At 70.0% G+C, this 24,678-nt stretch carries 27 protein-coding genes; 12 read left to right on the forward strand and 15 right to left on the reverse strand.

The annotated features are described in order from the left end of the window. Window positions 1-55: 55 nt before the first annotated feature. The 4 genes from ACRX5W_RS09695 to ACRX5W_RS09710 form a co-directional block, all read right to left on the reverse strand. Window positions 56-772 carry a lytic transglycosylase domain-containing protein gene (locus tag ACRX5W_RS09695; protein ID WP_436787607.1) on the reverse strand — a complete coding sequence of 239 codons (717 nt, stop codon included), beginning with the start codon at window positions 770-772 and terminating at the stop codon, window positions 56-58. Window positions 773-1,287: 515 nt separating this feature from the next. Continuing rightward, window positions 1,288-2,604, reverse strand: a complete 1,317-nt coding sequence (locus ACRX5W_RS09700) for a PhoH family protein (RefSeq protein ID WP_436787608.1) — start codon at window positions 2,602-2,604, stop codon at window positions 1,288-1,290. Window positions 2,605-2,927: 323 nt separating this feature from the next. Continuing rightward, window positions 2,928-3,689: an isoprenyl transferase gene (locus tag ACRX5W_RS09705; protein WP_436788025.1), complete on the reverse strand. Its 762-nt coding sequence runs from the start codon at window positions 3,687-3,689 to the stop codon at window positions 2,928-2,930. 204 nt (window positions 3,690-3,893) lie between these two features. Next, on the reverse strand, window positions 3,894-5,717 hold the full coding sequence (locus tag ACRX5W_RS09710) for a phosphoenolpyruvate carboxykinase (GTP) (protein WP_436788026.1): 1,824 nt from the start codon (window positions 5,715-5,717) through the stop codon (window positions 3,894-3,896). Between the two features lie 240 nt (window positions 5,718-5,957). Here ACRX5W_RS09710 and trhA point away from each other — a divergent pair, with 240 nt between their 5' ends. Then, window positions 5,958-6,635: a PAQR family membrane homeostasis protein TrhA gene (gene trhA / locus ACRX5W_RS09715; RefSeq protein ID WP_436787609.1), complete on the forward strand. Its 678-nt coding sequence runs from the start codon at window positions 5,958-5,960 to the stop codon at window positions 6,633-6,635. A gap of 55 nt (window positions 6,636-6,690) precedes the next feature. After that, entirely contained in the window at window positions 6,691-6,966 is a 276-nt protein-coding gene (locus ACRX5W_RS09720; protein ID WP_436788027.1) for a hypothetical protein, read from the forward strand. On the opposite strand, the gene ACRX5W_RS09725 is transcribed toward ACRX5W_RS09720, so the two are convergent. The 4 genes from ACRX5W_RS09725 to mca form a co-directional block, all read right to left on the reverse strand. Continuing rightward, a complete protein-coding gene (locus tag ACRX5W_RS09725; protein ID WP_436787610.1) occupies window positions 6,872-8,104 on the reverse strand; it encodes a glycosyltransferase 87 family protein in 1,233 nt (410 codons plus the stop codon). The genes ACRX5W_RS09720 and ACRX5W_RS09725 overlap by 95 nt on opposite strands. Window positions 8,105-8,252: 148 nt before the next feature. Continuing rightward, window positions 8,253-10,364, reverse strand: a complete 2,112-nt coding sequence (locus ACRX5W_RS09730; RefSeq protein WP_436787611.1) for a thioredoxin domain-containing protein — start codon at window positions 10,362-10,364, stop codon at window positions 8,253-8,255. A 28-nt stretch (window positions 10,365-10,392) separates the two neighbouring features. Continuing rightward, entirely contained in the window at window positions 10,393-10,761 is a 369-nt protein-coding gene (locus ACRX5W_RS09735) for a hypothetical protein (RefSeq protein WP_436787612.1), read from the reverse strand. A 258-nt stretch (window positions 10,762-11,019) separates the two neighbouring features. Then, entirely contained in the window at window positions 11,020-11,895 is an 876-nt protein-coding gene (gene mca / locus ACRX5W_RS09740; protein WP_436787613.1) for a mycothiol conjugate amidase Mca, read from the reverse strand. A gap of 141 nt (window positions 11,896-12,036) precedes the next feature. Here mca and ACRX5W_RS09745 point away from each other — a divergent pair, with 141 nt between their 5' ends. Then, window positions 12,037-12,483 (forward strand): DUF4307 domain-containing protein, encoded by a 447-nt coding sequence (locus ACRX5W_RS09745; protein WP_436787614.1) that lies wholly within the window; start codon window positions 12,037-12,039, stop codon window positions 12,481-12,483. Between the two features lie 236 nt (window positions 12,484-12,719). Then, entirely contained in the window at window positions 12,720-13,217 is a 498-nt protein-coding gene (gene greA / locus ACRX5W_RS09750; RefSeq protein ID WP_436787615.1) for a transcription elongation factor GreA, read from the forward strand. 84 nt (window positions 13,218-13,301) lie between these two features. Here the strand turns inward: greA and ACRX5W_RS09755 are convergent, their stop codons facing one another. The 4 genes from ACRX5W_RS09755 to ACRX5W_RS09770 form a co-directional block, all read right to left on the reverse strand. After that, window positions 13,302-14,165 carry an ABC transporter permease gene (locus ACRX5W_RS09755; protein ID WP_436787616.1) on the reverse strand — a complete coding sequence of 288 codons (864 nt, stop codon included), beginning with the start codon at window positions 14,163-14,165 and terminating at the stop codon, window positions 13,302-13,304. Next, a complete protein-coding gene (locus tag ACRX5W_RS09760) occupies window positions 14,162-15,187 on the reverse strand; it encodes an ATP-binding cassette domain-containing protein (protein ID WP_436787617.1) in 1,026 nt (341 codons plus the stop codon). Before ACRX5W_RS09760 ends, ACRX5W_RS09755 begins: the two co-directional genes overlap by 4 nt. A 192-nt stretch (window positions 15,188-15,379) precedes the next feature. Then, entirely contained in the window at window positions 15,380-16,681 is a 1,302-nt protein-coding gene (ilvA, locus tag ACRX5W_RS09765; protein WP_436787618.1) for a threonine ammonia-lyase, read from the reverse strand. A 98-nt stretch (window positions 16,682-16,779) separates the two neighbouring features. Beyond that, entirely contained in the window at window positions 16,780-17,325 is a 546-nt protein-coding gene (locus tag ACRX5W_RS09770) for a MarR family winged helix-turn-helix transcriptional regulator (protein ID WP_436787619.1), read from the reverse strand. Between the two features lie 299 nt (window positions 17,326-17,624). On the opposite strand from ACRX5W_RS09770, the gene ACRX5W_RS09775 reads away from it, so the two are divergent. Both ACRX5W_RS09775 and ACRX5W_RS09780 read left to right on the forward strand, forming a co-directional pair. After that, window positions 17,625-18,278 (forward strand): hypothetical protein, encoded by a 654-nt coding sequence (locus ACRX5W_RS09775; RefSeq protein WP_436787620.1) that lies wholly within the window; start codon window positions 17,625-17,627, stop codon window positions 18,276-18,278. After that, window positions 18,271-18,954 carry a hypothetical protein gene (locus tag ACRX5W_RS09780; RefSeq protein WP_436787621.1) on the forward strand — a complete coding sequence of 228 codons (684 nt, stop codon included), beginning with the start codon at window positions 18,271-18,273 and terminating at the stop codon, window positions 18,952-18,954. The genes ACRX5W_RS09775 and ACRX5W_RS09780 overlap by 8 nt, the downstream gene beginning before the upstream one ends. A 28-nt stretch (window positions 18,955-18,982) precedes the next feature. Here ACRX5W_RS09780 and ACRX5W_RS09785 read toward each other — a convergent pair whose 3' ends face one another. Then, window positions 18,983-20,179: a cystathionine gamma-synthase gene (locus tag ACRX5W_RS09785; RefSeq protein ID WP_436787622.1), complete on the reverse strand. Its 1,197-nt coding sequence runs from the start codon at window positions 20,177-20,179 to the stop codon at window positions 18,983-18,985. A gap of 173 nt (window positions 20,180-20,352) precedes the next feature. Between ACRX5W_RS09785 and msrA the strand changes: the two genes are divergently transcribed. The 4 genes from msrA to ACRX5W_RS09805 all read left to right on the forward strand — a co-directional run bounded on the left by msrA (window position 20,353) and on the right by ACRX5W_RS09805 (window position 22,496). Continuing rightward, complete coding sequence (gene msrA, locus ACRX5W_RS09790; RefSeq protein WP_436787623.1) at window positions 20,353-21,051, forward strand: peptide-methionine (S)-S-oxide reductase MsrA; 699 nt, start codon at window positions 20,353-20,355, stop codon at window positions 21,049-21,051. Between the two features lie 81 nt (window positions 21,052-21,132). Continuing rightward, window positions 21,133-21,441: a type II toxin-antitoxin system prevent-host-death family antitoxin gene (locus ACRX5W_RS09795; RefSeq protein ID WP_436787624.1), complete on the forward strand. Its 309-nt coding sequence runs from the start codon at window positions 21,133-21,135 to the stop codon at window positions 21,439-21,441. A gap of 3 nt (window positions 21,442-21,444) precedes the next feature. After that, a complete protein-coding gene (locus ACRX5W_RS09800; RefSeq protein WP_436787625.1) occupies window positions 21,445-21,966 on the forward strand; it encodes a type II toxin-antitoxin system RelE family toxin in 522 nt (173 codons plus the stop codon). Between the two features lie 170 nt (window positions 21,967-22,136). Continuing rightward, window positions 22,137-22,496, forward strand: coding sequence for a hypothetical protein (locus tag ACRX5W_RS09805; protein ID WP_436787626.1), 360 nt, complete (start codon window positions 22,137-22,139; stop codon window positions 22,494-22,496). A 112-nt stretch (window positions 22,497-22,608) separates the two neighbouring features. Here ACRX5W_RS09805 and ACRX5W_RS09810 read toward each other — a convergent pair whose 3' ends face one another. Then, window positions 22,609-23,049: a nucleoside deaminase gene (locus tag ACRX5W_RS09810; RefSeq protein ID WP_436787627.1), complete on the reverse strand. Its 441-nt coding sequence runs from the start codon at window positions 23,047-23,049 to the stop codon at window positions 22,609-22,611. A 120-nt stretch (window positions 23,050-23,169) separates the two neighbouring features. On the opposite strand from ACRX5W_RS09810, the gene ACRX5W_RS09815 reads away from it, so the two are divergent. Further along, the gene (locus ACRX5W_RS09815) at window positions 23,170-23,781 is read left to right on the forward strand and encodes a DUF6461 domain-containing protein (RefSeq protein WP_436787628.1); all 612 of its coding nucleotides are present in this window, start codon (window positions 23,170-23,172) and stop codon (window positions 23,779-23,781) included. A gap of 13 nt (window positions 23,782-23,794) precedes the next feature. Here the strand turns inward: ACRX5W_RS09815 and ACRX5W_RS09820 are convergent, their stop codons facing one another. Continuing rightward, window positions 23,795-24,025: a hypothetical protein gene (locus ACRX5W_RS09820; protein ID WP_436787629.1), complete on the reverse strand. Its 231-nt coding sequence runs from the start codon at window positions 24,023-24,025 to the stop codon at window positions 23,795-23,797. 120 nt (window positions 24,026-24,145) lie between these two features. Between ACRX5W_RS09820 and ACRX5W_RS09825 the strand changes: the two genes are divergently transcribed. Further along, window positions 24,146-24,610 (forward strand): cupin domain-containing protein, encoded by a 465-nt coding sequence (locus ACRX5W_RS09825; protein ID WP_436787630.1) that lies wholly within the window; start codon window positions 24,146-24,148, stop codon window positions 24,608-24,610. The last annotated feature ends 68 nt before the right edge of the window (window positions 24,611-24,678 follow it).

The following is a 24,678-nucleotide window of genomic DNA, read 5'->3' on the forward strand; positions in this document are numbered from 1 at the left end:
TGGCCTCAGGCGGGCGCACAGGGCGTCGCAGTGCCCCGCGCGGGTACGGACCCGCTCAGTACCAGTGGTTCTCCTGCCAGAACGCCCACGCCTCACACGGGCTGCCGTAGCGGGTGTTCATGTAGTTCAACCCCCACTTGATCTGCGTCGCGGCGTTGGTGCGCCAGTCCGACCCTGCCGTCGCGTACTTCGACGCGGGCAGGGCCTGCATCAGGCCGTACGCGCCCGAGGACGGGTTGGTGGCGGTGACGCTCCAACCGCTCTCGCGCGAGACGATGTTGCTGAAGCACGTGTACTGCGCGTCGCTCGCGATCATCGAACGCGCGATCGCCTTCGGGTCGCCCGAGGTGACCGGAGTGCGCTCCTCGTCGCGGCTCGCCGCCTCGGCGGCAGCGCGCTCCTCGGCGGCCTTCTTCTCCGCCGCCGCCTTCTCGGCTGCGGCCTTTTCCGCGGCGGCCCTGGCCTCGGCGGCCTTCTTCTCCGCCGCGGCCTTCTCGGCAGCCGCCTTCTCGGCGGCTGCCTTCTGCTCCGCCTGGATGCGCGCCGCCTCGGCGGCGGCGAAGCGCTGGGCTGCGTCGTAAGCGGCGGTCTGGGCGTCCGCCTGCTGAAGAACACCGCTGCTGACCTGCTGCGCCTGGGTGGTGCCCGGCACATCGAGCAGCTTGGTCGTGGTGCTCGCGGTGTCGACCGTCTGGGCGTTGGAGGTGGTCGCACCGGTACCCGTGATACCGACGACAGCGCCGACCGCCGTCACCGCCGTGGCGGAGGCCACGGCTATCCCCCGGACCGAAACCCGGCTCACACAAAATCCTTCCGCAGTCGTCCGCAGCCTGACGGCCGCAGACGTGCCTCACCCCGGTCGCGGGCCTCCCCTACGTACTGGTCACGGGAAGCACGGGCCCGGCCGGCCCCACGCGGGGGACGACACTGACTTCGGGCGGCGTACGGCGGCCAAAAGGGTTGTGCATGGTGCTTTGTGACGAAATGTCACCGGTGTGTCCACCCTGGAGCGGCACACCCAGCCGTACGCGGGGTCCTACAAGTCCCCGAGCCTGCCCCAGGCTTGTATGCGAAGGCAATTTCCCCACGCGTGTCGAAAGTCACAATAATGCCGGGACCGGCAACAAGTCGGTTCTCGGGCAGGGCAGTTGTGACGAGGATTACGCTCGGGGGTTTGCCCGCACGGGCATTGCGCGGCCAAGGCGCCCGCCACGGCAAGTGTTCGTCACAAAGGTCCGGGGGCACCGTACGAACGGTGCCCCCGGACCTTTGGGCGATGCGTCGCTTCTATGCCGGAAGGTCTTCCAACATCTCGGTGACGAGCGCCGCGATGGGCGAACGCTCCGAACGGCTGAGCGTGATGTGCGCGAACAGCGGGTGGCCCTTGAGCTTTTCGACCACCGCCACGACGCCGTCGTGCCGGCCGACGCGCAAGTTGTCGCGCTGGGCGATGTCGTGGGTGAGCACCACCCGCGAGTTGGCCCCGATGCGTGACAACACGGTCAGCAGCACGTTGCGTTCGAGCGACTGGGCCTCGTCGACGATGACGAACGCGTCGTGCAGCGAGCGTCCTCGGATGTGGGTGAGCGGCAGGACCTCCAACATCCCGCGTCCGACGACCTCTTCGATGACGTCCGCGGTGGTGACCGCGGAGAGCGTGTCGTAGACGGCCTGCGCCCACGGGCCCATCTTCTCGTTCTCGGTACCGGGCAGATAGCCGAGCTCCTGGCCGCCCACCGCGTACAGCGGGCGGAAGACCATCACCTTGCGGTGCTGCCGCCGCTCCAGCACGGCCTCCAGGCCCGCGCACATCGCCAGCGCCGACTTGCCGGTGCCCGCGCGTCCGCCGAGCGAGACGATGCCGACGTCCGGGTCGAGCAACAGGTCGAGCGCTATGCGCTGTTCGGCGCTGCGGCCGTGCAGGCCGAAGACCTCGCGGTCGCCGCGTACCAGGCGCACCTGCTTGTCGGCGGTCACGCGGGCCAGTGCCTTGCCGCGTTCGCTGACCAACACCAGTCCGGTGTGGCACGGCAGTTCGGCCGCAGCCTCGATCTCGGTGCGGTCGTATTCGAACAGATCGTCGACATCCTGTGCGGCGACCTGGAGTTCGGCCATGCCGGTCCACCCGGAGGTGTTGACCAGTTCGGCGCGGTATTCCTCGGCATTGAGGCCGACGGCCGATGCTTTCACCCGCATCGGCACGTCCTTCGAGACCAACGTGACATCGTGCCCCTCGGCCTGGAGGTGGCGTGCCACCGCCAGGATGCGCGAGTCGTTGTCGCCCAGCCGGAAACCGGGCGGCAGTACGGTCGCGTCGATGTGATTCAGTTCCACCCGCAGCGTTCCGCCGGCCTCCCCGATCGGGATCGGGGTGTCCAGGCGGCCGTGTCCGGTGCGCAGTTCGTCGAGGCTGCGCAATGCGTGACGGGCGAAATAACCGAGCTCGGGGTGGTGCCTTTTGGCTTCCAGCTCGGTGATCACAATGACGGGCAGGACCACTTCGTGCTCGTCGAACCGCAGAAATGCGGCGGGATCCGCAAGCAGCACGCTGGTGTCAAGAACATACGTGCGGCGCTGCGGAGCACGGCGTTGGTTCGTGGCCACGGAATGCCTCGCCCCCTTTCAGGGCGCGCGCACCGTGCGCCCTGATCGCTCGGAGTCCAGGACCTGGCCCGAGGGCCGGGTGCCTGGCCCTCCTGTCACCGTGGCAGTGGTGCTGTGTCCGCACGGAAGGGCCTCCCTGGCAGGTGACGGGCGGTCACCTGCGTTGCGACACCCGGCGGGTGGCCGCCGAGTTCTGGCGGGGTTATTCCCTATGCGGTGGGCCGCAACACAAACTGGGCGATCATTTGCCCGGTGTTCACGCAATGAACAGCCGGATATCGCTTGGTGATTTGGCCGACGACTTTGTTTGAGGACGCGAAACCTCAGGAACCGTAACGGCGATGGCGCGCGGCGTAGTCGCGAAGGGCCCGCAGGAAGTCGACCTTGCGGAAGTCGGGCCAGAAGGCCTCGCAGAAGTAGAACTCCGAGTGCGCGCTCTGCCACAGAAGAAAACCGGACAACCGCTGTTCGCCGGAGGTGCGGATCACCAGGTCGGGATCCGGCTGCCCCCGGGTGTACAGGTGTTCGGAGATGTGTTCGACGTCCAGGACCTCGGCCAGTTCCTCGATCGAGGTACCGCGTCCCGCGTGCTCCTGGAGCAGCGAGCGGACCGCGTCGGCGATCTCGCGGCGACCGCCGTAGCCGACCGCGACGTTGACAAGGACGCCGTGGATGTCGGCGGTCGCGGTCTCGGACTCCTTGAGCACCCGGGCGGTGTGCTCGGGCAGCAGGTCCAGCGCACCGACGGGGTGCACGCGCCAGCGGCGGGTGGCCGCGAGGTCGCGGACCGCGTTCTCGATGATCTCCATGAGGTCGGCGAGCTCGTCCGGCGGCCGGTTGAGGTTGTCGGTCGACAGCAGCCACAGCGTGACGACCTCGACACCGACTTCCTCGCACCAGCCGAGGAGCTCGTGGATCTTGTCGGCGCCCTTGCGGTGCCCTTCGGCGGGCTGCTCGCCGTACGCCTTCGCCCACCGCCGGTTGCCGTCCAGGATGACGCCGACATGGCGTGGCACGTCCGTGGGGGCGAGCGACGTCTCGATGCGCCGCCCGTACGCTCCGTAGACGAGGTCTCGCAGGCCCATGTCCACCTGCCGCTCCTCCGTCCCTCAGGCTCTCCCGCGCCCGAAACCCTACTCCCGCAACCGGACGGGCGGGAATCGCATGATGGCCGCACGGCGTGAAGAGTCCGTGAAGACTCCGCGTGTCGGCGTGTGTCGTGCGCGTGAAAGGGCCCCGCCGACGGCATCGGCGGGGCCGCTGTCACTCACTTCGCTGCGCGAGACGCGTCAGGCCTCCAGGCGGGCGACGAGCGCGTTGTACTCGTCCCACAGCTCCTTCGGCGTGTGCGAGCCGAACCGCTCCAGGTGCTCGGGCACCAAGGCGGCCTCCTGCTTCCAGATCTCGCGGTCGACGCTGAGCAGCAGGTCGAGGTCGGCGTCCGACAGCTCCAGGCCCTTGAGGTCCAGGGCGTCCTTGCCGGGCAGCACGCCGATCGGCGTCTTGACGCCGTCGGCGAGGCCTTCGAGGCGCTCCACGATCCACTTGAGCACGCGGCTGTTCTCACCGAAGCCCGGCCAGACGAACTTGCCGTCGGCGTCCTTGCGGAACCAGTTCACGTAGTAGATCTTCGGCAGCTTCGAGGCGTCGGTCGCCTTGCCGATCTCCAGCCAGTGGGCCATGTAGTCGCCCATGTTGTAGCCGCAGAACGGCAGCATCGCGAACGGGTCGCGGCGCAGCTCGCCGACGGTGCCCTCGGCCGCGGCGGTCTTCTCGGACGCGACGTTCGCGCCCAGGAAGACCCCGTGCTGCCAGTCGAAGGACTCGGTCACCAGCGGGACCGCGCTCGCACGACGACCGCCGAACAGGATCGCCGAGATGGGCACACCCGCCGGGTCCTCCCACTCGGGCGCGATGGTCGGGCACTGCGAGGCCGGGACGGTGAACCGGGCGTTCGGGTGCGCCGCGGGCGTCTCCGAGTCCGGCGTCCAGTCGTTGCCCTTCCAGTCCGTCAGGTGCGCCGGGGGCTCGTCGGTCAGGCCCTCCCACCACACGTCGTTGTCGTCGGTGAGCGCGACGTTGGTGAAGACCGCGTTGCCCCAGAGGGTCTTGATGGCGTTGGCGTTGGTCTCCTCGCCGGTGCCGGGGGCGACACCGAAGAAGCCGGCCTCGGGGTTGATCGCGTACAGCCGGCCGTCGGCGCCGAAGCGCATCCACGCGATGTCGTCGCCGATGGTCTCGACCTTCCAGCCCGGGATGGTGGGCTGGAGCATCGCGAGGTTGGTCTTGCCGCAGGCGGAGGGGAACGCCGCGGCGACGTACTTGGGCTCGGCGCCGGAGGGAGGCGTGAGCTTGAGGATGAGCATGTGCTCGGCCATCCAGCCCTCGTCACGGGCCATGACCGAGGCGATGCGGAGCGCGTAGCACTTTTTGCCGAGGAGGGCGTTGCCGCCGTAGCCGGAGCCGTAGGACCAGATCTCGCGGCTCTCGGGGAAGTGCGAGATGTACTTCTCGGTGTTGCACGGCCACGGCACGTCGGCCTGGCCCGGCTCCAGCGGGGCACCGAGGGTGTGCACCGCCTTCACGAACGGGCCGTCCTCGCCGAGGATGTCCAGCACCGGCTGGCCCATGCGCGTCATCGTGCGCATGGAGACGGCGACGTACGCGGAGTCGGTGATCTCGACGCCGTAGGCGGCCAGCGGCGAACCGAGCGGGCCCATGCAGAAGGGCACGACGTACATCGTGCGGCCACGCATCGAGCCCTTGAATATCTCGCCGAACTTGGCGCGCATTTCGGCCGGGGCGACCCAGTTGTTCGTCGGACCTGCGTCTTCCTGCTTCTCCGAGCAGATGAAGGTGCGGTCTTCGACACGCGCGACGTCCCGAGGGTCGGACGCGGCGTAGTAGCTGTTGGGACGCTTGACGTCGTCGAGCTTCTTGAACGTGCCGTTCTCGACGAGCAGGTCCGCGAGGCGCTGGTACTCCGCCTCGGAACCGTCGCACCATTCGATCCGGTCCGGCTGGGTGAGCTCGGCGATCTCGCGCACCCATTCGATCAGCTGACTGTGTTTCGTCGGGGCCTTGTCCAGGCCAAGGGCCTCGTACGCCACGATCGCTCCATTTCGCGCCGGGGACGGCGAGCCCCCGGCGTCGGGGTTGAGGGTTGCGGGGATTTTAACGCGGTCACCCACATGGGGGATCGGGCGGGAGGCCGCCTGCCGGGAAGTTGTTCCCCCAAACCGGACGGATGACCCAAAGAACGGCGTAGGAACCGGGGTTGACGCGCGATATTCCGTGACGTGTCTCACGTCCTACCCAGAAGTAACCTACGTCCCCGTAAGTACACTTCCCGTATGAGTGTGGACGTACACGCCCTCGCGCCCGGCGGGGCCGACACCCCCCGCGCCACCAAGCCCAAGCTTCGCGGCTGGATCCACGCCGGGACCTTCCCGGCGGCCGTGGCGGGCGGCATCGTGCTGGTCAGCGTCGCAGACTCCACCAAAGCCAGAGTCGCATGCGCGGTCTTCGCCCTCACGGCGGCCATGCTCTTCGGCACCTCCGGCCTCTACCACCGCGGCGACTGGGGGCCGCGCGGCGAGGCCGTGCTCCGGCGCCTGGACCACGCGAACATCTTTCTGATCATCGCGGGCACCTACACGCCTTTTTCCATCCTTCTCTTCGGCACGGACTCGCCGTTGCTGTGGGTCGTGTGGAGCGGCGCACTGGCCGGCATCTGTTTCCGGGTCTTCTGGATCGGCGCGCCGAGATGGCTCTACACACCCGTGTACGTGGCACTCGGCTGGGCCGCGGTCTTCTATATCCCCGACTTCCTGCGCGAGGGCGGCGTCGCGGTCCTGGTCCTGGTGATCGTCGGCGGCGCGCTCTACAGCCTGGGGGCCGTCGTGTACGGGCTGAAGCGGCCCGACCCGTCGCCGAAGTGGTTCGGCTTCCACGAGGTGTTCCACGCCTTCACGCTCGCGGCCTTCACCTCCCACTACATCGGCGTCTCGATAGTGGCCTACTCGCACTGACCGCCCAGCGACCCCGATCCACCCCCTGAGCCCCCTGCCGGGAGCCGAAACCCACATTCCGAGCCCGAGGCCCGCATCCGCAACGGATGCGGGCCTCGGCGTTTGTGACAACGCCCGGCAGGCCGAGAGCTGGAACGAGCTGCTGGGCGTCTTCCTCGAACGCTCGGGCGGCACGACCGACGATGCGCGCCCGCGGTACGCCGTCGCCGCGATCAGCGCGGTCGTCGGTGAGGCGATCACGGCCTGGGGCGACTCGGGCTGTGTCGGTGATCCGGCGCAACTCCTCGATGAGGCGCTGGACTTCCTGGAGTCCGGGCTGCAAGGGGGGTGACCGCAGGGCCCGCGCGACGGGCCTGCCGGGCGGCGAGTGCGAGGAAGCCGACGCCGAAGACGATGTACCAGGCCGACAGCGCGGTCTGCCACGGCGCGAAGTGCAGTTCGACGAACGGCACGTGCGGGACGTACCAGACCGCGAAGGTCCAGAAGACCGCCACCGCGACGAGCGCCCGGGGCACGTCCGCCCACAACAGCACCGCGATCGGGATGCACCACACCCAATGGTGCGACCACGCGATCGGCGCCATCATCAGGCCCGTCACCGCGCACACCGGCAGTCCCCAGCGGTCCCCGAGACGCCGGTGTGCCAGGACCGCGCACGCCAGCCCGGCGACGGCCACCGCGGCGACCAGTACGAACCACACCTTGTCGGGCTCGCGGGTGTGGGTGATGCGCACGATGACGCCGCGCACCGACTGGTTCGCGGCGTTCTCCAGGCGGCCGACCCGGTTCGGGTCGAACACCAGGTCGCCCCAGAACCGCCTGCTCGCGTCCGGGAGCGCCGCGAACCCGACGCCCACGGTCGCCGCGAACGCCGCCGTCGCCACCGCGGCCTCGCGGAAGCGGCGGGTCAGCAGCAGGTACACCACGAAGATCGCGGGCGTCACCTTGATCCCCGTCGCGACGCCGAGGGCGACGCCGCGGGTGCGGGCGGTGGGCGGGCGCGCGAAGTCGGCGAGGACCAGCACGAGCAGGAGCATGTTGATCTGGCCGTACCGGAACGTCGTGAAGACCGGCTCCGCCCACAGGCCCAGCGCGGTCACCACCACCGCGACGGTCGTGCGGCGGCGGCCGTCGACGCCCACCAGACGGCACGACAGCAGCGCCGCGACGAAGAGCAGCCCGATGTTCCCGGCCACCGCGACGCCCCGCAACAACTCGTACGGCGGCACGATGAACGCCGTGAAGAGCATCGCCGCGAACGGCGGGTAGGTCGCGCGCAGATCGTGCGGGGTGGCGAGCGGGCCGTACAGATCGACTCCGGCGGCGACTGCCGCGCCCTCCGCACGGTAGACGACGAGGTCGACCATCGACGGGTGCGTCAGGGCCCGGACCAGCAGATACACCGCGACCGAGATCACGAGGAACCCGACTGCGGCGGGGTGCGGAGTGCCGCTTCGGATCGCGGTCACCCGGCGGCGGACACGTAAGGCTTCCCGCATCGGCTCGCAGCCCCGTTCTGTACCGTTTGCCACCAGTGCCACCAGTGCCACCAGTAAGGACTGTTCATGATGATCAGCACCGTACTGGCGGTTTGTGGCCGCCGGGGAAACGACGCGGCTACGTCGCGGATACTCTCGGTGGCTCCGGGTCCCGGGCCCCGACCTGGGCCGCGAGCTGCGCGGGATCGCCGGTCGGCGCGCGACAGACGAAGTGCCGGCACACGTACGCCGCCGGACGCCCGCCTTGCAGGGACCGGTCGCGCAGCAACGCCACGGGCGCGGCTGCCGGTTCGGCTCCGGGCGTGGCGACGTCCGCGGTAGGCGGACCGACGGCGACGACGGCGCCGGGCGCGGTCGCCATCAGTGCGATGCGTCGCAGTGCCTGCGTCGCCGTGTCGTCGGCGTCCCCGACCACGGCGATCTCGCGGGGGCCGTCGAGCCACGCCTCGGCCACCGCGAGACCCCAGCCGATCGCGCGCGGCGCCCTCGGGCCGAGCGAGCGCACGAGGCCCAGCCCGACACCCGCGGCGTCACGGTGCTCGGGCGAGCCGGTGTAGGCGGCGTACGTCAGCAGCGCGCCGGCCGCCGCGGTCCACCCGGACGGCGTCGCGTTGTCGGTCGGGTCCTGCGGTCGCCGGAACAACCGCTCGGCGTCGTCGGCGGTGTCGAAGAACTCGCCGTTCTCGGCGGTGAAGTGACGCAGGATCACATCGAGGAGCACGCCGGCGAACGTAAGCCACGCGTCGTCGGAGGTCACCGCGTACAGCGCGAGGAAGCCCTCGGCGACGTCCGCGTAGTCCTCCAGGACACCGGCGTTCGGGCCCGCGCGGCCGTCCCGTGAGGTGCGGGCGAGCCGGTCGCCCCACGTGTCGTCGCCGTGCCCGGCCGCCCCGAGGTGCACGCCGACCAGCAGGTCGCCCGCCGCGACAGCCGCCTCGACCAGGTCGGGACGGTCGAACAGGGCGCCCGCCTCGGCAAGTGCGGCGATCGCCAGCCCGTTCCAGGCCGCGACCACCTTGTCGTCGCGCGCCGGGGGCGTACGATCCGCGCGGGCACGGAACAGGCGCTCACGCACCGCGTCGTAGCGTGCCGGGTCGGCGGGGTCGGCGGGCAGTTGCAGCACCGACATGCCGTGCTCGAATGTCCCGGCATCCGTCACCGCGAACAACTCGGCAGCCCAGGCGCCGTCGTCGGGGCCGAGCACGTCGCGAAGCTGCGCGGGCGTCCACGCGTAGAAGGCGCCCTCTGCGGACCGCCCGGACGCGTCGGGGCTGTCGGCGTCCAGAGCGGAGGCGAATCCGCCTTCGCGTGTGCGCAGTTCACGGATCAGGAAGTCGGCGCTCTCCAGCGCGATCCGGCGGGCGAAGCTCGATCCGGTGGCGCGCCACAGGTGGGTGTAGACGCGGATCAGCAGCGCGTTGTCGTACAGCATCTTCTCGAAGTGCGGCACGACCCAGTCCGCGTCCACCGAGTACCGTGCGAAGCCGCCGCCCAGTTGGTCGTACAGGCCTCCCCGGGCCATCGCCGCACACGTGTGCTCGACCATCGCGAGGGATTCGGGGGAGGCCGTGCGGGCGTGCCGGCGCAGCAGAAACTCCAGCATCATCGACGGCGGGAACTTGGGGGCGCCGCCGAATCCGCCGCGCTTCGCGTCGTACTCCTGGGCCAACGCGCTTGCGGCGGCGTCGAGTTCATCAGGGCCCGGGGGTTGCGCCCCGACCAGGCCGCCGCGCGGCGCGGCCAGTTCCTCGACGACCTTGGCACCGCCGGCGAGCACTTCGTCGCGGCGCACATGCCACGTGTTCGCGACGGCCTCCAGCAGTTGCCGGAACCCGGGCAGCCCGTGGCGGGGCGCGGGCGGGAAGTAGGTGCCGCAGTAGAACGGTTCGCCGTCGGGCGTGCAGAAGACCGTCATCGGCCAGCCGCCCTGGCCGGTCATCCGCGTCGTGGCCTCCATGTAGACCGCGTCGACATCCGGTCGCTCCTCGCGGTCCACCTTGACCGCGACGAAGTGGGCGTTGAGGTATTCGGCCACGTCATCGTCCTCGAACGACTCGTGGGCCATGACATGGCACCAGTGGCACGCGGCGTAGCCCACGCTGAGAAGGATCGGCACGTCGCGGCGGCGTGCCTCCTCGAACGCGGCCTCGCCCCACGGCCACCAGTCGACCGGGTTGTCGGCGTGCTGGAGCAGGTACGGCGAAGTGGAGCCCGCAAGGCGGTTGGTCATACCGGCATCCTCCCAGGGGCGCCGGAGGTTATCGGGCGCCGTTGCCCTGTGTTTCGCGGTCTCCTGCCGCGTCGGCGGGCTCCGCGGTGTCCGCACCGCCGCCTTCCACGTGCCCCGGTTCGCCGTCCGCCTGGTCATCCGCGCCCCGGACGGAGCCCGCCGCTGCCGGACCCCGCGTTCCGTCGGAGTCGCCGACGCGGTCGCCGCCCGGTCCGTCGCCGCCACCGCCGCCGCGGATGTCCCTCTCCTCGAAGTTCACGCGCTTGAGCCGCTTGGTCATGGACCTCAGCAGCACCCACGTCGCCACCGCGAGGATCGCGACCACGGTGAACCCGAGCAGGCCGGGGGTGACCTTGTCCTCGTCCAGCGCGGCAAGCTGCAAGGCGAGCGGGGTCATGGGGCGATCCTCCAGTCGACAGGGTGCGGCACGCCACGGTCAGGTGCTCTGCTCTGCACAGCCGCCCCCCAAGGGTCGCACGCGCTTGTGCGCATGAGAAAAGTGGGGCGGCCACCGGGTCACTCGTCCGAGCGACGACGAATCGCTCGCGCGTTCGAGTGCGGGCGTGGGTGCGGAGTCGGTCCGGGCGGGCTGCCGCCGACGGTCGGGACGGACGGTCGGGACGGACGGTCGGGCCGATGGTCGGACGGTCGCGGGTCAGATGGCCACGGCGGTGCGGATCCCGGCGAACAGGTCGTCCTCGGGGAGATCGGTGTCCACCAGCGAGCGAACCAGCTCGTAGTCCTCCGTCGGCCACACCTCCTGCTGCACGGCGAGCGGCACCCGGAACCAGAACCCGTCCGGGTCGACCTGCGTCGCGTGGGCGATCAGCGCCTGGTCCCGCAGCGGGAAGTACTCCGCGCACGGCACCCGCGTCGTGATGTCGCGTTCGTCGCGGTCGCCCCAGCGCTCCAGCCACTCGCCGTACGGCGACTCCAGGTCCCGGGCCACCATCGCGTCGTGCAGGGCCTGCACGCGAACGCGCGAGATGCCCTGGTTGTAGTACAGCTTCAACGGCTGCCACGGCGCGCCCGCCTCGCGGTACGCGTCCGGGTCGCCGGCCGCGTCGAACGCGGCGACCGTCACTTTGTGGGTCTGGATGTGGTCAGGGTGCGGGTAGCCGCCGTTCTCGTCGTACGTGGTCACGACGTGCGGGCGGAAGTCGCGCATCAGGCGTACCAGCGGTTCCGCGGCCTTCTCGACGGGCTGCACCGCGAAGCAGCCGTCCGGCAGCGGCGGCAGCGGGTCGCCCTCGGGCAGCCCCGAGTCGACGAACCCCAGCCACGCCTGCTCGACACCGAGGATCGCGCGCGCGGTGTCCATCTCCTTGCGCCGGATCTCGTGGATGTTCGCCTCGATCTCCGGGTCGCCCTGGAGCTTCGGATTCAACACGGACCCGCGCTCGCCGCCGGTGCAGGTGACCACGAGGACGTCGGCCCCCTCGCGGACGTACCGTGCCATCGTGGCCGCGCCCTTGCTGGACTCGTCGTCGGGGTGCGCGTGCACCGCCATCAGCCTCAGCCGCTCACTCACGGGAAAAGTCGCTCCTCCTGATAGCGCCCCCGGGCTCTGCGGAGGCGGCCCCCTGGTGCCTTGGGGACCCGTCATATAGTGGCCGAAGCAGCGCGCCCCGGCGAAACCGCCGGCCCGCGGGACGAAGCACGGGAGTGACCAGTGAGCCAGAACTCCGACGACGGGAACGTCTCGGCGTCTGACTCCTCCGCGGGCTCCGTGCGCGCCCGTCCCGACCGGTACGGGCGGCGCCCGTCCCGCAGTGGACAGGACCGCGGCCTGCGGATCGCTTTCGTGGTCTTCCTGGCACTACTCGTCTCCGGGACCGTGTGGTTCGGTCTCGACCACGCCAACCGCGATGTCACGGCGAGTATTCCGTCGTTCGAGGTGACCTCGGACCGGACCGTCGAAGCGCACATCGAGGTCCGCAAGGACAAGGACGACACCGCCGTGTGCATCCTGCGGTCGCGGTCCGAGGACGGCACCGAGGTGGGCCGCAAGGAGGTCCGCATCCCGGCGGCGGACTCGAAGACGGTGACGGTGGTCGAAGTCCTCCAGACCATCGCCCGGCCCAATACCGCCGAGCTGGACGGCTGCCGGATCATCTGACCCGGCACAAGCCGCCGGGCCGCTCGGCCGCCCGCATCCCCCGGGTGGGCGCATGAGTGCCGGTCGGCCTGGGAAATTGTTAGTCTCGTGGTTTCGTCCCTTCATCGCCCGGAGCGGTTTTGCACCGGATGGTGAGGGGGCGCTGATTTATTCGGGGTTTTCCGGAGCGCAGCACGCGTTCCCGTCAGCGACAAGGAGCGTCCCGTGTCCCGGATCTGGACGGACGAGGAGCACCCATGACCCAGACCAGCGAAAACGTCACCTGGCTCACCCAAGAGGCGTACGACCGGCTCACCGCCGAGTTCGAGCACCTCTCGGGCCCCGGCCGTGCCGAACTGGCTGCCAAGATCGAGGAAGCCCGTCAGGAGGGCGACCTCAAGGAGAACGCCGGCTACCACGCGGCCAAGGAGGAACAAGGCAAGCAGGAGCTGCGCATTCGGCAGCTCAAGGGCCTCCTGGAGAACGCCAGGGTCGGCGTGGCACCGGCGGACAACGGTGTGGTGAGCCAGGGCATGATCGTCACTGTCGCGTTCGACGGCGACAAGGACGACACGATGACGTTCCTGCTGGGCTCCCGCGAGGACGTCGGCGGCGACATCGAGGTCTACTCGCCGGCCTCGCCCCTGGGTACCGCGATCAACGGCAAGAAGATCGGCGACACCGGCTCCTACGAGCTGCCCAACGGCAAGACGATGGATGTCGAGATCCTTGAGGTCAAGCCGTACACCGGCTGATCCACGCGCGACGCGAAAGGGCCCCGGCCGATCGCCGGGGCCCTTCGCTGTGCGGGTGCGGTTGCGGTTGCCGGGGGTGCCGCGTCAGGCGGTCGCGGAGCGGTACTTGCGCACGGCCAGCGTCCGGAAGACGGCGATGATCAGGATCGACCACAGCAGGGACGCCCACACCGGATGCTCCATGGGCCACGCGTCCGACTGCGAGACACCGGGGTTCCCGAACAGCACACGCCCCGCCTGCACGGTGGCGCTGAAGGGGTTCCAGTCGGCGACGTGTTGCAGCCAGGTCGGCATGCCCGCGGTCGGCACGAAGGCGTTCGAGACGAAGGTCAGCGGAAACAGCCAGATGATGCCCGCGGACGTCGCCGCCTCCGGGGTGCGGACCATCAGCCCGATCAGGGCGCCGATCCACGAGAAGGCGTAGCCCAGCAGAAGCATCAGCGCGAGGGCTCCGACCGCCTTGGGCAGCCCCTCGTGCACGCGCCACCCGACCAGCAGTGCGACCACGACCAGGACCAGCAAAGTGAACGCCGTCTGCACCGAGTCGGCTATCGTGCGGCCTGTCAGCACCGCGCCCCGGGCCATCGGCAGCGACCGGAACCGGTCGACGAGGCCCTTGGTCATGTCCTCGGCGATACCGGCGCTCGAACTCGCGGTGGCGAAGGTGACGGTCTGCGCGAAGATGCCGGCCATCAGGAACTCGCGGAACGCCTTCGGATCCGTCGAACCGTCGACGTTGATCGACCCGCCGAACACGTAGGCGAAGAGCAAAACGAACATGACCGGCTGAATCAAGCCGAAGATCACAATCTCCGGAATCCGGGTCATCCGAATCAGGCAGCGCCGCGCGATCACCAGCGAGTCGTGGACGGACTGCGCTACGCCCCCGCGGGGCTTGGGCGCGAGGGTGGTGGGCGAGATGTCCTTCGCCAAGGACTCGGTCGTCATCGGCGGCCGTCCTTCCGGGTGTTCCGCGCGGTCCGGCCGTCGGCGCCGTCAGCCGCGTCTTTGTCGTTCTCCTCTTCGGCCGCCTCCGCGTGGTGGCCGGTGAGCGAGATGAACACGTCGTCCAGCGTGGGGCGCCGCAGACCGATGTCGTCGATCTCGACGCCGCGCTGGTCCAGCTCGCGGATGACCTCGGCGAGCAGCTTCGCGCCGCCCTGCACCGGGACCGTGAGCCGCCGGGTGTGCCGGTCGACGCTGACTTCCTCCCGGCTGAAGCCGCCCAGCACCTCGGTCGCGGTGGCGATCCGGTCGCGGTCGTGCACGACCACCTCGACGCGTTCGCCGCCGGTCTGCGCCTTGAGCTGGTCCGCGGTGCCGCGGGCGATCACCTTGCCGTGGTCGACCACGATGATGTCGTGCGCGAGGTGGTCGGCCTCCTCCAGATACTGCGTGGTCAGCAGCAAGGTGGTGCCGTCCTCGACGAGTTTCTGGATCACTTCCCACAACGCGAGCCGGTTCCGCGGGTCGAGCCCGGTGGTCGGCTCGTCCATGAACATCACCGGAGGCCGGACCACGAGGGCGGCGGCGAGGTCGAGACGCCGCCGCATGCCGCCGGAGTACGTCTTCGCGGGACGGTCGGCGGCATCCGCGAGATTGAACCAGTCGAGCAGTTCGTGCGCGCGGGCCTTCGCGTCCCGGCTGCTCATCTGGTAGAGCTCGCCGACCATCCGGAGGTTCTCGCGTCCGGTCAGGTACTCGTCGACGGCCGCGAACTGCCCTGACAGACCAATGGACCTGCGCACCTGGGTGGGCTGCCGAACGACGTCGTATCCGGCGACGACCGCGTGGCCGGCGTCCGGGGTGAGCAGTGTGGTCAGCACGCGGACGGTCGTGGTCTTGCCGGCCCCGTTCGGCCCGAGCAGCCCCAGCACCGTGCCGGTGGGCACGTTGAGGTCCACTCCGTCCAGTGCTCGTACATCGCCGAAGGTCTTCACCAGGCCTTCGGCGACGATCGCATCCTGCATGTCGTTGGATCACTCCTCGGGCGGGATCTCCGCGTCGTGCCGCTCGGCCGCACCGCAGCCGAGCGCGTATGTCCTGGTCTCGGTCCGCCTGCGAATCCGGCGAGCGGTTCCGGGCAATGCCGGTCACCACCCTGTCGCGTCAATCCTGCATATGCGAGTGGTTTACCGGCCGCCCGGCGCGCTGGTACGGCGTCACGCCTCGGTGACCGGGTACCCCGCCACGGTCATGGCCGCCATGACCTCGTGGCAGTGCTCGACGCCCTTGGTCTCCAACTGGAGTTCGACCTCGACCTCACCGAGTTGGAGCGACGCGTCGGTGCGCACATGGGTCACGTTGCCGACATTGGCATCCGTGCTCGCCAGTTCCCCCAGCAGCGTGGCCAGCGCGCCCGGCCGGTCGGGAATGCGCACCCGAAGCGACAGGTAGCGGCCCGACGCCGCCAGGCCGTGCCGCAGCACCCGCAGCATCAGCAGAGGATCCACGTTGCCGCCGGACAGCACCGCCACCACGGGCGGCTCGATCGTGATGTACGACTGCGACCCGCCCGCTTCCAGCAGCGCCGCCACCGACGCCGCACCCGCCGGCTCCACGACGAGTTTGGCGCGTTCCATGCACAGCAGCAGCGCCTGTGACAGCGACTCCTCCCCCACCGTCCGCACCCCGTCGGCGAGTTCGCTGATCAGCGCGAACGGCACGTCACCGGGGCGCCCGACGGCGATGCCGTCCGCCATCGTCGTCACCGACGGCAGCGCGACCGGCCTGCCCGCCGCCAGCGACGGCGGGTAGGCGGCGGCGGACGCGGCCTGCACGCCGATGACCTTCACGTCGGGCCGCAGTGCCTTGACCGCGGTGGCAATCCCGGCGAGGAGCCCGCCTCCCCCGGTGCCGACCAGGATCGTGCGGACCTCGGGGCACTGTTCGAGGATCTCCAGGCCGACAGTGCCCTGCCCCGCGACGATGTCGGGGTGGTCGAAAGGGTGGATGAACACGGCGCCGGTTTTGTCCGCGTACGCCTTGGCGGCCACCAGGCAGTCCTCGACCGTAGTGCCCTCCAGCAGCACCTCGGCCCCGTAACCGCGGGTCGCGGCGATCTTGGGCAGCGGCGCGCCGGCCGGCATGAACACGGTCGAGCGGACGCCGAGCAGCCGCGCGGCGAGCGCGACCCCCTGCGCGTGGTTGCCCGCGCTGGCCGCGACGACGCCCTGGGCGCGTTCGTCCTCGGAGAGCCCGGCGATACGCACGTACGCGCCTCGGATCTTGAACGATCCGGTGCGCTGGAGGTTCTCGCACTTGAGGTACACCGGGCCGCCGATGCGCTCGGTCAGGGCGCGGCAGCCCTCCAGAGGTGTGGTCCGGGCGACGCCGTCGAGGAGTTTGCGAGCCACGCGGACGTCGTCCAAAGAGACCTTTTTGGGCTCTGCGCTTTGTGGGTCTTCGCCGGACTCTGCGGGGGATGGTTGTGAAATATCCGGCTTGCGGGGGAGCGAGCTCATGCTCTCAGTGTGTCACCGGCCCCTCCGAGCCTTGCGGAGGAAGGCGCCGCGGACGCAAGCCGCCGCGCGATCGGGACACGGCCCCGCCCGTCGGCGCGTCAGTCGGCTCGGGGAGACGGGGGCATGTCCGCGACCTCGACGGCCTCCACGACCGCGGGCCCGGGCGGGTGCGCGGCAAGGCGGGCCGCCTGGCGCAGGACCATGGCCTTGTTGAAACGCGTCAGCAGATCCGCGAAACGCTCGCGGTCGTCGGCACTCCAGTCACCGACCATCTCCGCCATCAACTCGATGCGGGCGCTTCGCACTTGGTGCAGGCGTTCGCGGCCCATCTCCGACAGGCGCAGCAGAACCGCGCGGCCGTCGTCGGGGTTCGGCACGCGGTCGACGTAACCCTGCTCGACCAGCGGAGTCACCTGCCGGGTCACCGTGGACGAGTCGATCGACATCGCCTGGGCGAGCGCCTTGACGCCCATCGGCCCCTCGGCTTCGAGCCGCCCGAGGAGGAGGTAGGCGGCGCGGTCCATGGTGTAGCGCAGTCCGCCGACAGCGGCCAGGCGCGTCTGTTCGGCTCGCCGCGCGAACAGCGCGACTTGGTGTTGCAGACGGTCGTACACCTCGTCTTGGTGCACCTGGTCCGATGTCATGAGGACTCACTCGTCGTCTGGTATGTGGTGGGCTGAAGGATAGAGCCACGGCGGCGGCGCCGGGCCGGTGGTCCGGTACGCGTTCCGCGACACGGCGGATGCGCTGTGTGCTTATCGGGGCAATCTCGGCAAGGACTTCGGGTTCTAACGAACCGGTTGGATTGTTTTTGATCGCCGTCGACGATCGGAAAACTACGGAAACCGGTCCAGATCATCGCGTTCGCGTGATATTCCGGTCAGGGGATCGCCTCGATCCCCCGGGAGACGCACAGCACGGGACACACCCGCCTGGAGGTGTCGTGGGCCGCCGTGAGCAACACGAGTTCGACGCATTCGTCCACGCCGTGGGCGATCGGCTTCTGCAAACCGCCGAACTGCTGACCGGCGACCCGTCGCGGGCCGAGCGGCGGGTCGACCGCGCGCTGGCCAGGACGTACCTGAAATGGCGTCAGGCGACCGAACTCGATCCGACCCGAATCGCACACCGCGCGCTGCTGACCGGTTACCTGGACCGGTGGCGGCCCCTGCCGTGGAGACCGCAGCCACCGCACGCCGCGCGCACCGACGCCCGGTCCGACGAGGAAGCCGCCCGCACCGAGGTGTTGCGGAGCCTGGACCGGCTGACCCGGCTGGAGCGCGCCGCCACGGTGCTGCGGGCGTACGCGCGCCTCGACGAATTCGACACCGCCGACGCCCTGGGCGTGCCGGAGGAGACCGTGATGCGGGCGTTCGACCGGGCCGCACGACGGCTGCTTCCCGAGACCGTGACCTGGACGGCGGAGGCGGACGCCGGGCGCGCGGCCTCGGTGGTGCTGGGCGACGCCTCGACGCCGGCTCCGCCTGCCCACGCCGACCCGCCAGACGGACCGCGCGGCGCTGCGTGGCCGCGGCTGACGATGCGTCAATGGGCTTGGCACGCCGGGCAGTCCGGCACGGGGAGGGCCGATGGGTAGCGCCCTGGACCAACCGCCGGCGAACCCCGCGACCGCTCTCCCCGGCCTCCCGGACTGGCCCGCGCGCCCGCAGTCCCCCGGACTGTCGCGACGCGCCCGCCGCCGGGCACTGCGCATGCGCATATCGCGGGCGGCGGCTGTACTCGCCATAGGCGCAGGCATGTTCGCCGCCGTCACCGTCGCCGCGGCGCCGTCGCGGACCGTGGCCGGACCGCCGCAACCGCCCCCGATACCCGACACCCCGGCACCCCGGATCGGCGACCCCCAGGTGCCGCGCGCACCGGTCGGCATCGGCGGCAAGGCGTGGGTGCAGTACGAGGGCTGGTGCGTCGGCGACATCACGACAACCGGCGAGGTCCACGGGGTCGAGGCCTGCCGCCTTCTCCCCGAACCGGGGCATATCGACGTTGCGGTGGTGGAACCGGGCCGCTACGCCCCGCCCGGCCACGCACTCGTCGTGGTCGTCGTGGTCGGCCAGGCATGGCCGCGACTCGCGTACGACGCGACGCTGACCGACGTCGACAGCTCGAACGCGATGGTCCTCGACCGCCCCGTGGGGCTGTTGGGCGTGGTGTTCTTCTGGGGTTACACGCGCGGCGGACCGCTGTCGATCACCGTCACGTCCGACGGCTCGCCTTTCGCGAGCTGCCACGACTGCGCGCACCTGGGTGAGTGACCCCCGGCCGCGCCGCGCGTCGCCGCGGTCAGCGCAGCGCCTGCTCCAGATCGGCGAGCAGGTCGTCGACCGTCTCGATGCCGACCGACAGGCGGACGAGATCGCCGGGCACTTCGAGGGCCGAGCCCGCCGCCGACGCGTGGGTCATGCGCCCCGGGTGCTCGATGAGCGACTCGACCCCGCCCAGCGACTCCGCGAGTGTGAACAGCTTCGTGCGGTCGCAGACCTCGACGGCTCGTTGCTCGCCGCCGGCCACGCGGAACGACACCATGCCGCCGTACGCCTTCATCTGCTTCACCGCGACGTCGTGCCCGGGGTGCCCGGGCAGCCCCGGGTACAGCACCTCGGTCACCGACGCGTGTCCGTCGAGCAGCCGGACGATGCGCTCGGCGTTGGCGCAGTGCCGGTCCATGCGCACACCGAGAGTGCGGATGCCGCGCAGCGTCAGCCACGCGTCGAACGGCCCGGCCACCGCGCCCATCGCGTTTTGGTGGTACGCCAACTTCTCCCCGAGCCCGGCATCCGCCGCGACCAGCGCACCGCCGACGACGTCCGAGTGGCCGCCCATGTACTTCGTCGTCGAGTGGACGACGACGTCCGCGCCGAGCGTCAGCGGCTGCTGGAGATACGGCGACGCGAACGTGTTGTCGACGACCAGCAGCGCGCCCGCTTCCCGCGCGATGTCCGCGAGCCCCGCGATGTCGGCGACGCCGAGGAGCGGGTTGCTGGGCGTCTCGCACCAGATGACCTTCGTCTTCCCCGGCCTGATCGCGGCCCGCACCGCCGCGGCGTCGCCGGACGCGGCGGGAGTCCAGCCCAGGCCCCACCGGTCGAGCACCTTGGCGAAGAGGCGGAACGTGCCGCCGTACGCGTCGTTCGGGATCACCACGTGGTCGCCGGGCGCGCAGACGGCGCGCAGCAGGCAGTCCTCCGCGGCGAGACCGGACGCGAACGCCAGCCCGCGCGCGCCCGCCTCCAGCGCGGCGACGCAGTCCTCCAACGCGGTGCGCGTCGGGTTCGCCGAGCGGCTGTACTCGTAGCCGCCGCGCAGGCCGCCGACGCCGTCCTGCTTGTAGGTGGAGACCTGGTAAATCGGGGGGACGACCGCGCCGGTGAGGGCGTCGGGTTCCTGGCCGGCGTGAATGGCCAGCGTCTCGAAGCCGTGCGCGATGTCGCGCGGGGCGTCCTGCGGGGTGTTGCCTGGGGCGGAGTGCGCAGCGCTCATGCCCGCAACGCTAGCGCTTGCGGGCCGGGGCACCGGCTCCCTCACACGCCGGTTCATCCACCGCGCGCCGTGCCGGCGGGCAAGTCCGCGCGGACGGTACCGCGGCGGAATCGCGGCGGCCACCGAAGTGTTTCCCCTACTGTGTCGCCGCCCCTTTGACGACGGAGGAGACCGTGCTCTTCAACCGCAGCACCTTCGACCCGCGCATGCCCGAGCCCGAGGAGGCCCTCAAGGGCCGCGCCGAGCGCCCGTTCGCGATTCCGGCGGCCCACACGGTCCTCGGCAACCCGCTGGAGGGTCCTTACCCGGCCCACCTGGAAATCGCCGACTTCGGCCTCGGCTGCTTCTGGGGCGCCGAACGCAAGTTCTGGCAGACCCCGGGCGTGTGGACCACGGCGGTCGGCTACCAGGGCGGCACCACCCCGAACCCCACCTACGAAGAGGTGTGCAGCGGCCTCACCGGCCACACCGAAGCGGTCCGCGTCGTCTTCGACCCCGCCGAGGTCTCGTACGAAACCCTCCTCAAGGTCTTCTGGGAAGCCCACGACCCCACACAGGGCTACCGCCAGGGCAACGACGTCGGCACGCAGTACCGCTCCGCCGTCTACACCCACTCACCCGCCCAGGCCACCGCCGCCAAGGCCTCCCGCGACGCCTACCAGCAAGTCCTCACCAAAGCCCTCCTGAACGAAATCACCACAGAAATCCTCCCCGCACCCCCCTTCCACTTCGCCGAGCCATACCACCAGCAGTACCTCGACAAAAATCCCAACGGCTACTGCGGGATCGGCGGCACAGGCGTCAAGCTAAGTGACCCTGGCGCGGACGCATGGGGCTCCTGTCCGGTGGGCCTCGCACCGACTGACGGCTGATCCCGTCACTTGCCTGCCCGGCATCCGCCGGGCAGGCAAGCATGCTCACCAAAGCTGTACAGAATCCTGTACATTTGCCGCATGGCGATACTGAGGGATGCGCATGAGCTGAGCGTCACCGAGGCGACGCGACGTGGCGTGGCCGGCCTCGTGGCCGATGCCGAGCACGGAGCCGACTTGGTCGTCACACGTCATCACCGCCCTGTGGCGGCCGTGGTCGGAATCGCACGGCTGACGGAGTTGGAGGAAGCCGCGGCAGACCTCCGCGACCTCGCGCTCGTCCTCGCCCGCACAGCGACGGACGCCGGCAGGCGGACATCCCTGGACGACGTTCTCAGGGCTTACGGGCACACGCGCGAATCCATCGCCGACACGCCGGATGACGACTGAACGATGGCAGAGGTCGCCTTCACCGACGACGCCATCGACGATCTGCGTCGGATCGGCCCGGACGCAGTCCCCAAGGTTCTGAAGAAGATCCTGATGCTCGTCGACGAACCGACGGCCGGGCACCCGCTCGGCGGTGAACTGACGGGGTACCGCAAGCTCGTCGTCGGCCGGAACACGTGGCGCGTTGTCTACCGGATCGTCGACGACAAGACCGTCGAGGTCTGCGAAGTGTGGGCGGTCGGAGCACGCGCGGACGCGGAGGTCTATGCCGAAGCGATTGCTCGCGTCCGCGACGCGTCGGCCGACAGACCGGAACTCATGCCGCTCGCCCGAGCCATCGAAAGGCTGGGGCGCCTGGCCGGGGACATCAAGGTCCCCGCGGCCAAGCCGGTCGAACCGGTACCGGACTGGCTGGCCGAACGTCTGGTCCACAGTGCGGGGCTGACCCGCGAGGAAGTCGCATCGCTGTCGCTCGAAGAGGCGGTCGACCGGTGGGCCGAGTTCGTCAGCCGTCCGCGCCGGTGACCTGGCGAGCCGAACGGCTGCAGCCGTCACCCCTTCGGACAGGGCCCGACGAATCCCGGCGTACATCCCACCAGGCACCTGGCACGACAGGCTCGGCGGTACGGGCGTCAAGCCAAATGACCCTGGCGCGGACGCATGGGGCTCCTGTCCGGTGGGTCTGAAGCCGACCGATGGCTGACGCGGCGTTGCCGAACACCGCACTGCTGCTGGCGCACGCGTTGCAGTGGGTCGACACGGATACCTTCCCGTGGGTGGTGGAGGTCGTTTTTCACGACGCGGACGGGAACCAACACACCTTGATCGACAAGGTCCCGCTTTTCGCCGATATGGAGGACCTGCATCCGGGTCTGGCGCTGCCCGTCGGTGTCCGGCTCGGCTGCCGAGTGCTGGGCGCGGCCTCCGGCAACCGCTTCCGCGTCGCCATCGACCACCGCTCGGTCCACGACGACGGCCAGGCCGAATTCACCGTTTCCCCGGATCAATTGACAGCGGAGACAACGACCGGGAACTCGGCCGAGCATGTCGAGTGACTGTGCCCCGCAGCATCTCTCCGACAGTAAAGATCCGGACGGCTACCACGGCTCGGGCGACGACGGCGTGAGCTGCCCAGTGGCTTGGGCTCTGCGAACGGTTGATCGGGGGTCAGTCGCCGATGTCCTCGAACCACAGTTCCGGGTGGTCGTTGATGAAGGCGGTCATCATGGCCGTGCACTCGGGGTCGTCGAGGACGGTGACGGCGACGCCGTTCGCGGCCAGCCACTCGTGGGCGCCGGGGAAGGTGCGGGCTTCTCCGATGACCAGCGACGGAATGCCGAATTGCCGAATCAGGCCGCTGCAGAACCAGCAGGGTGACAGCGTCGTGACCATGGTCGTGCCCGCGTAGGAACGCCTGCGGCCTGCGGCCCGGAACGCCGTGGTCTCTCCGTGCGCGGATGGGTCGCCGTCTTGGACGCGGCGGTTGTGGCCGCGCCCCCAAACGTCGCCGCCCGGGCCGATGAGGACGGCGCCGATCGGGATTCCGCCGGCGGCCAGTCCCGCACGCGCCTCGGCAACAGCGAGGGCCAGCATGGTGTCCGTGTCCATGACGGCAGATACTGCCCGAGCCCACGTGCGTCGTGTGTGTCGGCGGAAAAGGGACAGCCCTCGGCGCCGAGGGCGGGCGTACGGCGGTCGCTGTCGGCGAGCGCTGGGAGTCTCGTGGGCATGAGCACACCCACAGCGCTGGACTATCTCTGGTTCGACGAGCACTATCCCGATCTGGCGGAGGCCTACTGCGTCCTGCTGGTGCGCGGGACCACGCCGGAAGCCCTGATGGATCAGCTCGGCGTCGAGGAGCGGTGTCTTGTCTCCGGGGCCGGCGGCTTGGACGCCCACGGACTCGCCGCGTGGGACAGGCACCACGGGGACCGGTTGTTCGCCGCGGTGACGTCGGTTGGCGACTGGACGCTGATGATCGAGCCCAATGGGTATCTCGGAAGCTTGGAGGCGATCATTCAGCCCCTCTCACTGGGCACCACGGTCGTCTCCCACTTCCGCAACGTCAACGCGGTGGATCGCTTCAATTGGTTCGAGGATGGCGAGCTGCGACTGCACTTCGAACCCTTGTTCCCGTATCAGCGCGAGGGTAGGGACGCCGACACCGTGGTGGACGAGATGCTCGCTGTCGGGTTCGACCTGGCCGAGGACGGCGACACGGACCTGACCTCGGAGGCCGCCTTCGCTCTCACCGAACGCATCACCGGCGTGCGCCTGACCCATGAGCTCTTCGAGGCGGCGGAGTTCCAGGGTGGTACGGCACCCTTGCCGCCCAAATGAACCTGTGCGCGGATCAGTGGAAGGTGCGGGTCGCCTCCGGCGCCGTGAGAGCTGCCGTGGCTTCCGCGCCGGCGCCGTGGACGCCGAAGATGCCGCCCACGGCACGGGCGTCCGTGGTGCGTGTGCGTTCGATCGCCAGGCCCTCGACGGTGCCGGTCCGCCGGGCGGTGCGCCGGGCGATCACGACGGTGAGGACGGTGATCGCGGTGGCCAGGGCGGCGGCGAGCAAGGCGATGGTGGCCATATCCGGCTCCGATCGGGGGTGCGTGGTGCTTTGGGAGTTGATACCCGCGGGCTGCTGTGGGCAGGCCTCCGGTACCGCGCCGATACTTGGTGGAGAGGCGGGGGCGAGCTAGGAGGCGCCATGACTGCCGAGGAGAGGCGGTACCTGCTGGAGCCGGACCAGGGACTGGGCGGGAAGCGCACGTTCTTCCGGCATCCCCTGCGCGTGCTGGCGACCGGACAGGAAACCGGCCAGGCGTTGGCGATGTTCGAACAACGCGTCGAACAAGGGTTCGCTGCCCCGCTGCACGTCCACCACATCGAGGACCAGGTCGTCTACCTCGTCGCGGGCGAGATCGACATCGCCTGCGGTGACGACCGGTGGCGCGCCGCACCGGGGTCGTTCGCGTTCCTCCCGCACAGCGTGCCGCACTCGTTCCGCGTCGTGTCCGACGAGGCGGTGCTGCTCCTCCTGACGCGGCCGGCCGGCTTCGAGGAGTTCGCGGCGGAGATGGCGGACGTCGACGTCACCGAGGAGAACTACCCGAAGATCGCCGAGGCGGCGCATCGGGCGGGTTACGAAGTGCTGGGCCCGCCACCGTTCTGAGACGCGCGGGGCCGGTCCGGAAACGAGCGTGGGGGGCGGCGGCGAGCCGTACCCCACAACCCCTCCGC

This window comes from Yinghuangia sp. YIM S10712, from assembly GCF_051388935.1.
Taxonomy (GTDB): Bacteria; Actinomycetota; Actinomycetes; order Streptomycetales; family Streptomycetaceae; genus Yinghuangia.

Coding starts and splice junctions, on each gene's coding strand:
- ACRX5W_RS09800 (WP_436787625.1), top strand. CDS start 21,445: ATGGCAGAGGTCGCCTTCACCGACGACGCCATCGACGATCTGCGTCGG.
- ACRX5W_RS09770 (WP_436787619.1), bottom strand. CDS start 17,325: ATGACATCGGACCAGGTGCACCAAGACGAGGTGTACGACCGTCTGCAA.
- greA (WP_436787615.1), top strand. CDS start 12,720: ATGACCCAGACCAGCGAAAACGTCACCTGGCTCACCCAAGAGGCGTAC.
- ACRX5W_RS09810 (WP_436787627.1), bottom strand. CDS start 23,049: ATGGACACGGACACCATGCTGGCCCTCGCTGTTGCCGAGGCGCGTGCG.
- ACRX5W_RS09785 (WP_436787622.1), bottom strand. CDS start 20,179: ATGAGCGCTGCGCACTCCGCCCCAGGCAACACCCCGCAGGACGCCCCG.
- ACRX5W_RS09760 (WP_436787617.1), bottom strand. CDS start 15,187: ATGCAGGATGCGATCGTCGCCGAAGGCCTGGTGAAGACCTTCGGCGAT.
- ACRX5W_RS09735 (WP_436787612.1), bottom strand. CDS start 10,761: ATGACCCCGCTCGCCTTGCAGCTTGCCGCGCTGGACGAGGACAAGGTC.
- ACRX5W_RS09705 (WP_436788025.1), bottom strand. CDS start 3,689: ATGGGCCTGCGAGACCTCGTCTACGGAGCGTACGGGCGGCGCATCGAG.
- ilvA (WP_436787618.1), bottom strand. CDS start 16,681: ATGAGCTCGCTCCCCCGCAAGCCGGATATTTCACAACCATCCCCCGCA.
- ACRX5W_RS09795 (WP_436787624.1), top strand. CDS start 21,133: ATGGCGATACTGAGGGATGCGCATGAGCTGAGCGTCACCGAGGCGACG.
- ACRX5W_RS09780 (WP_436787621.1), top strand. CDS start 18,271: ATGGGTAGCGCCCTGGACCAACCGCCGGCGAACCCCGCGACCGCTCTC.
- ACRX5W_RS09825 (WP_436787630.1), top strand. CDS start 24,146: ATGACTGCCGAGGAGAGGCGGTACCTGCTGGAGCCGGACCAGGGACTG.
- ACRX5W_RS09730 (WP_436787611.1), bottom strand. CDS start 10,364: ATGACCAACCGCCTTGCGGGCTCCACTTCGCCGTACCTGCTCCAGCAC.
- ACRX5W_RS09820 (WP_436787629.1), bottom strand. CDS start 24,025: ATGGCCACCATCGCCTTGCTCGCCGCCGCCCTGGCCACCGCGATCACC.
- trhA (WP_436787609.1), top strand. CDS start 5,958: ATGAGTGTGGACGTACACGCCCTCGCGCCCGGCGGGGCCGACACCCCC.
- ACRX5W_RS09805 (WP_436787626.1), top strand. CDS start 22,137: ATGGCTGACGCGGCGTTGCCGAACACCGCACTGCTGCTGGCGCACGCG.
- ACRX5W_RS09755 (WP_436787616.1), bottom strand. CDS start 14,165: ATGACGACCGAGTCCTTGGCGAAGGACATCTCGCCCACCACCCTCGCG.
- ACRX5W_RS09815 (WP_436787628.1), top strand. CDS start 23,170: ATGAGCACACCCACAGCGCTGGACTATCTCTGGTTCGACGAGCACTAT.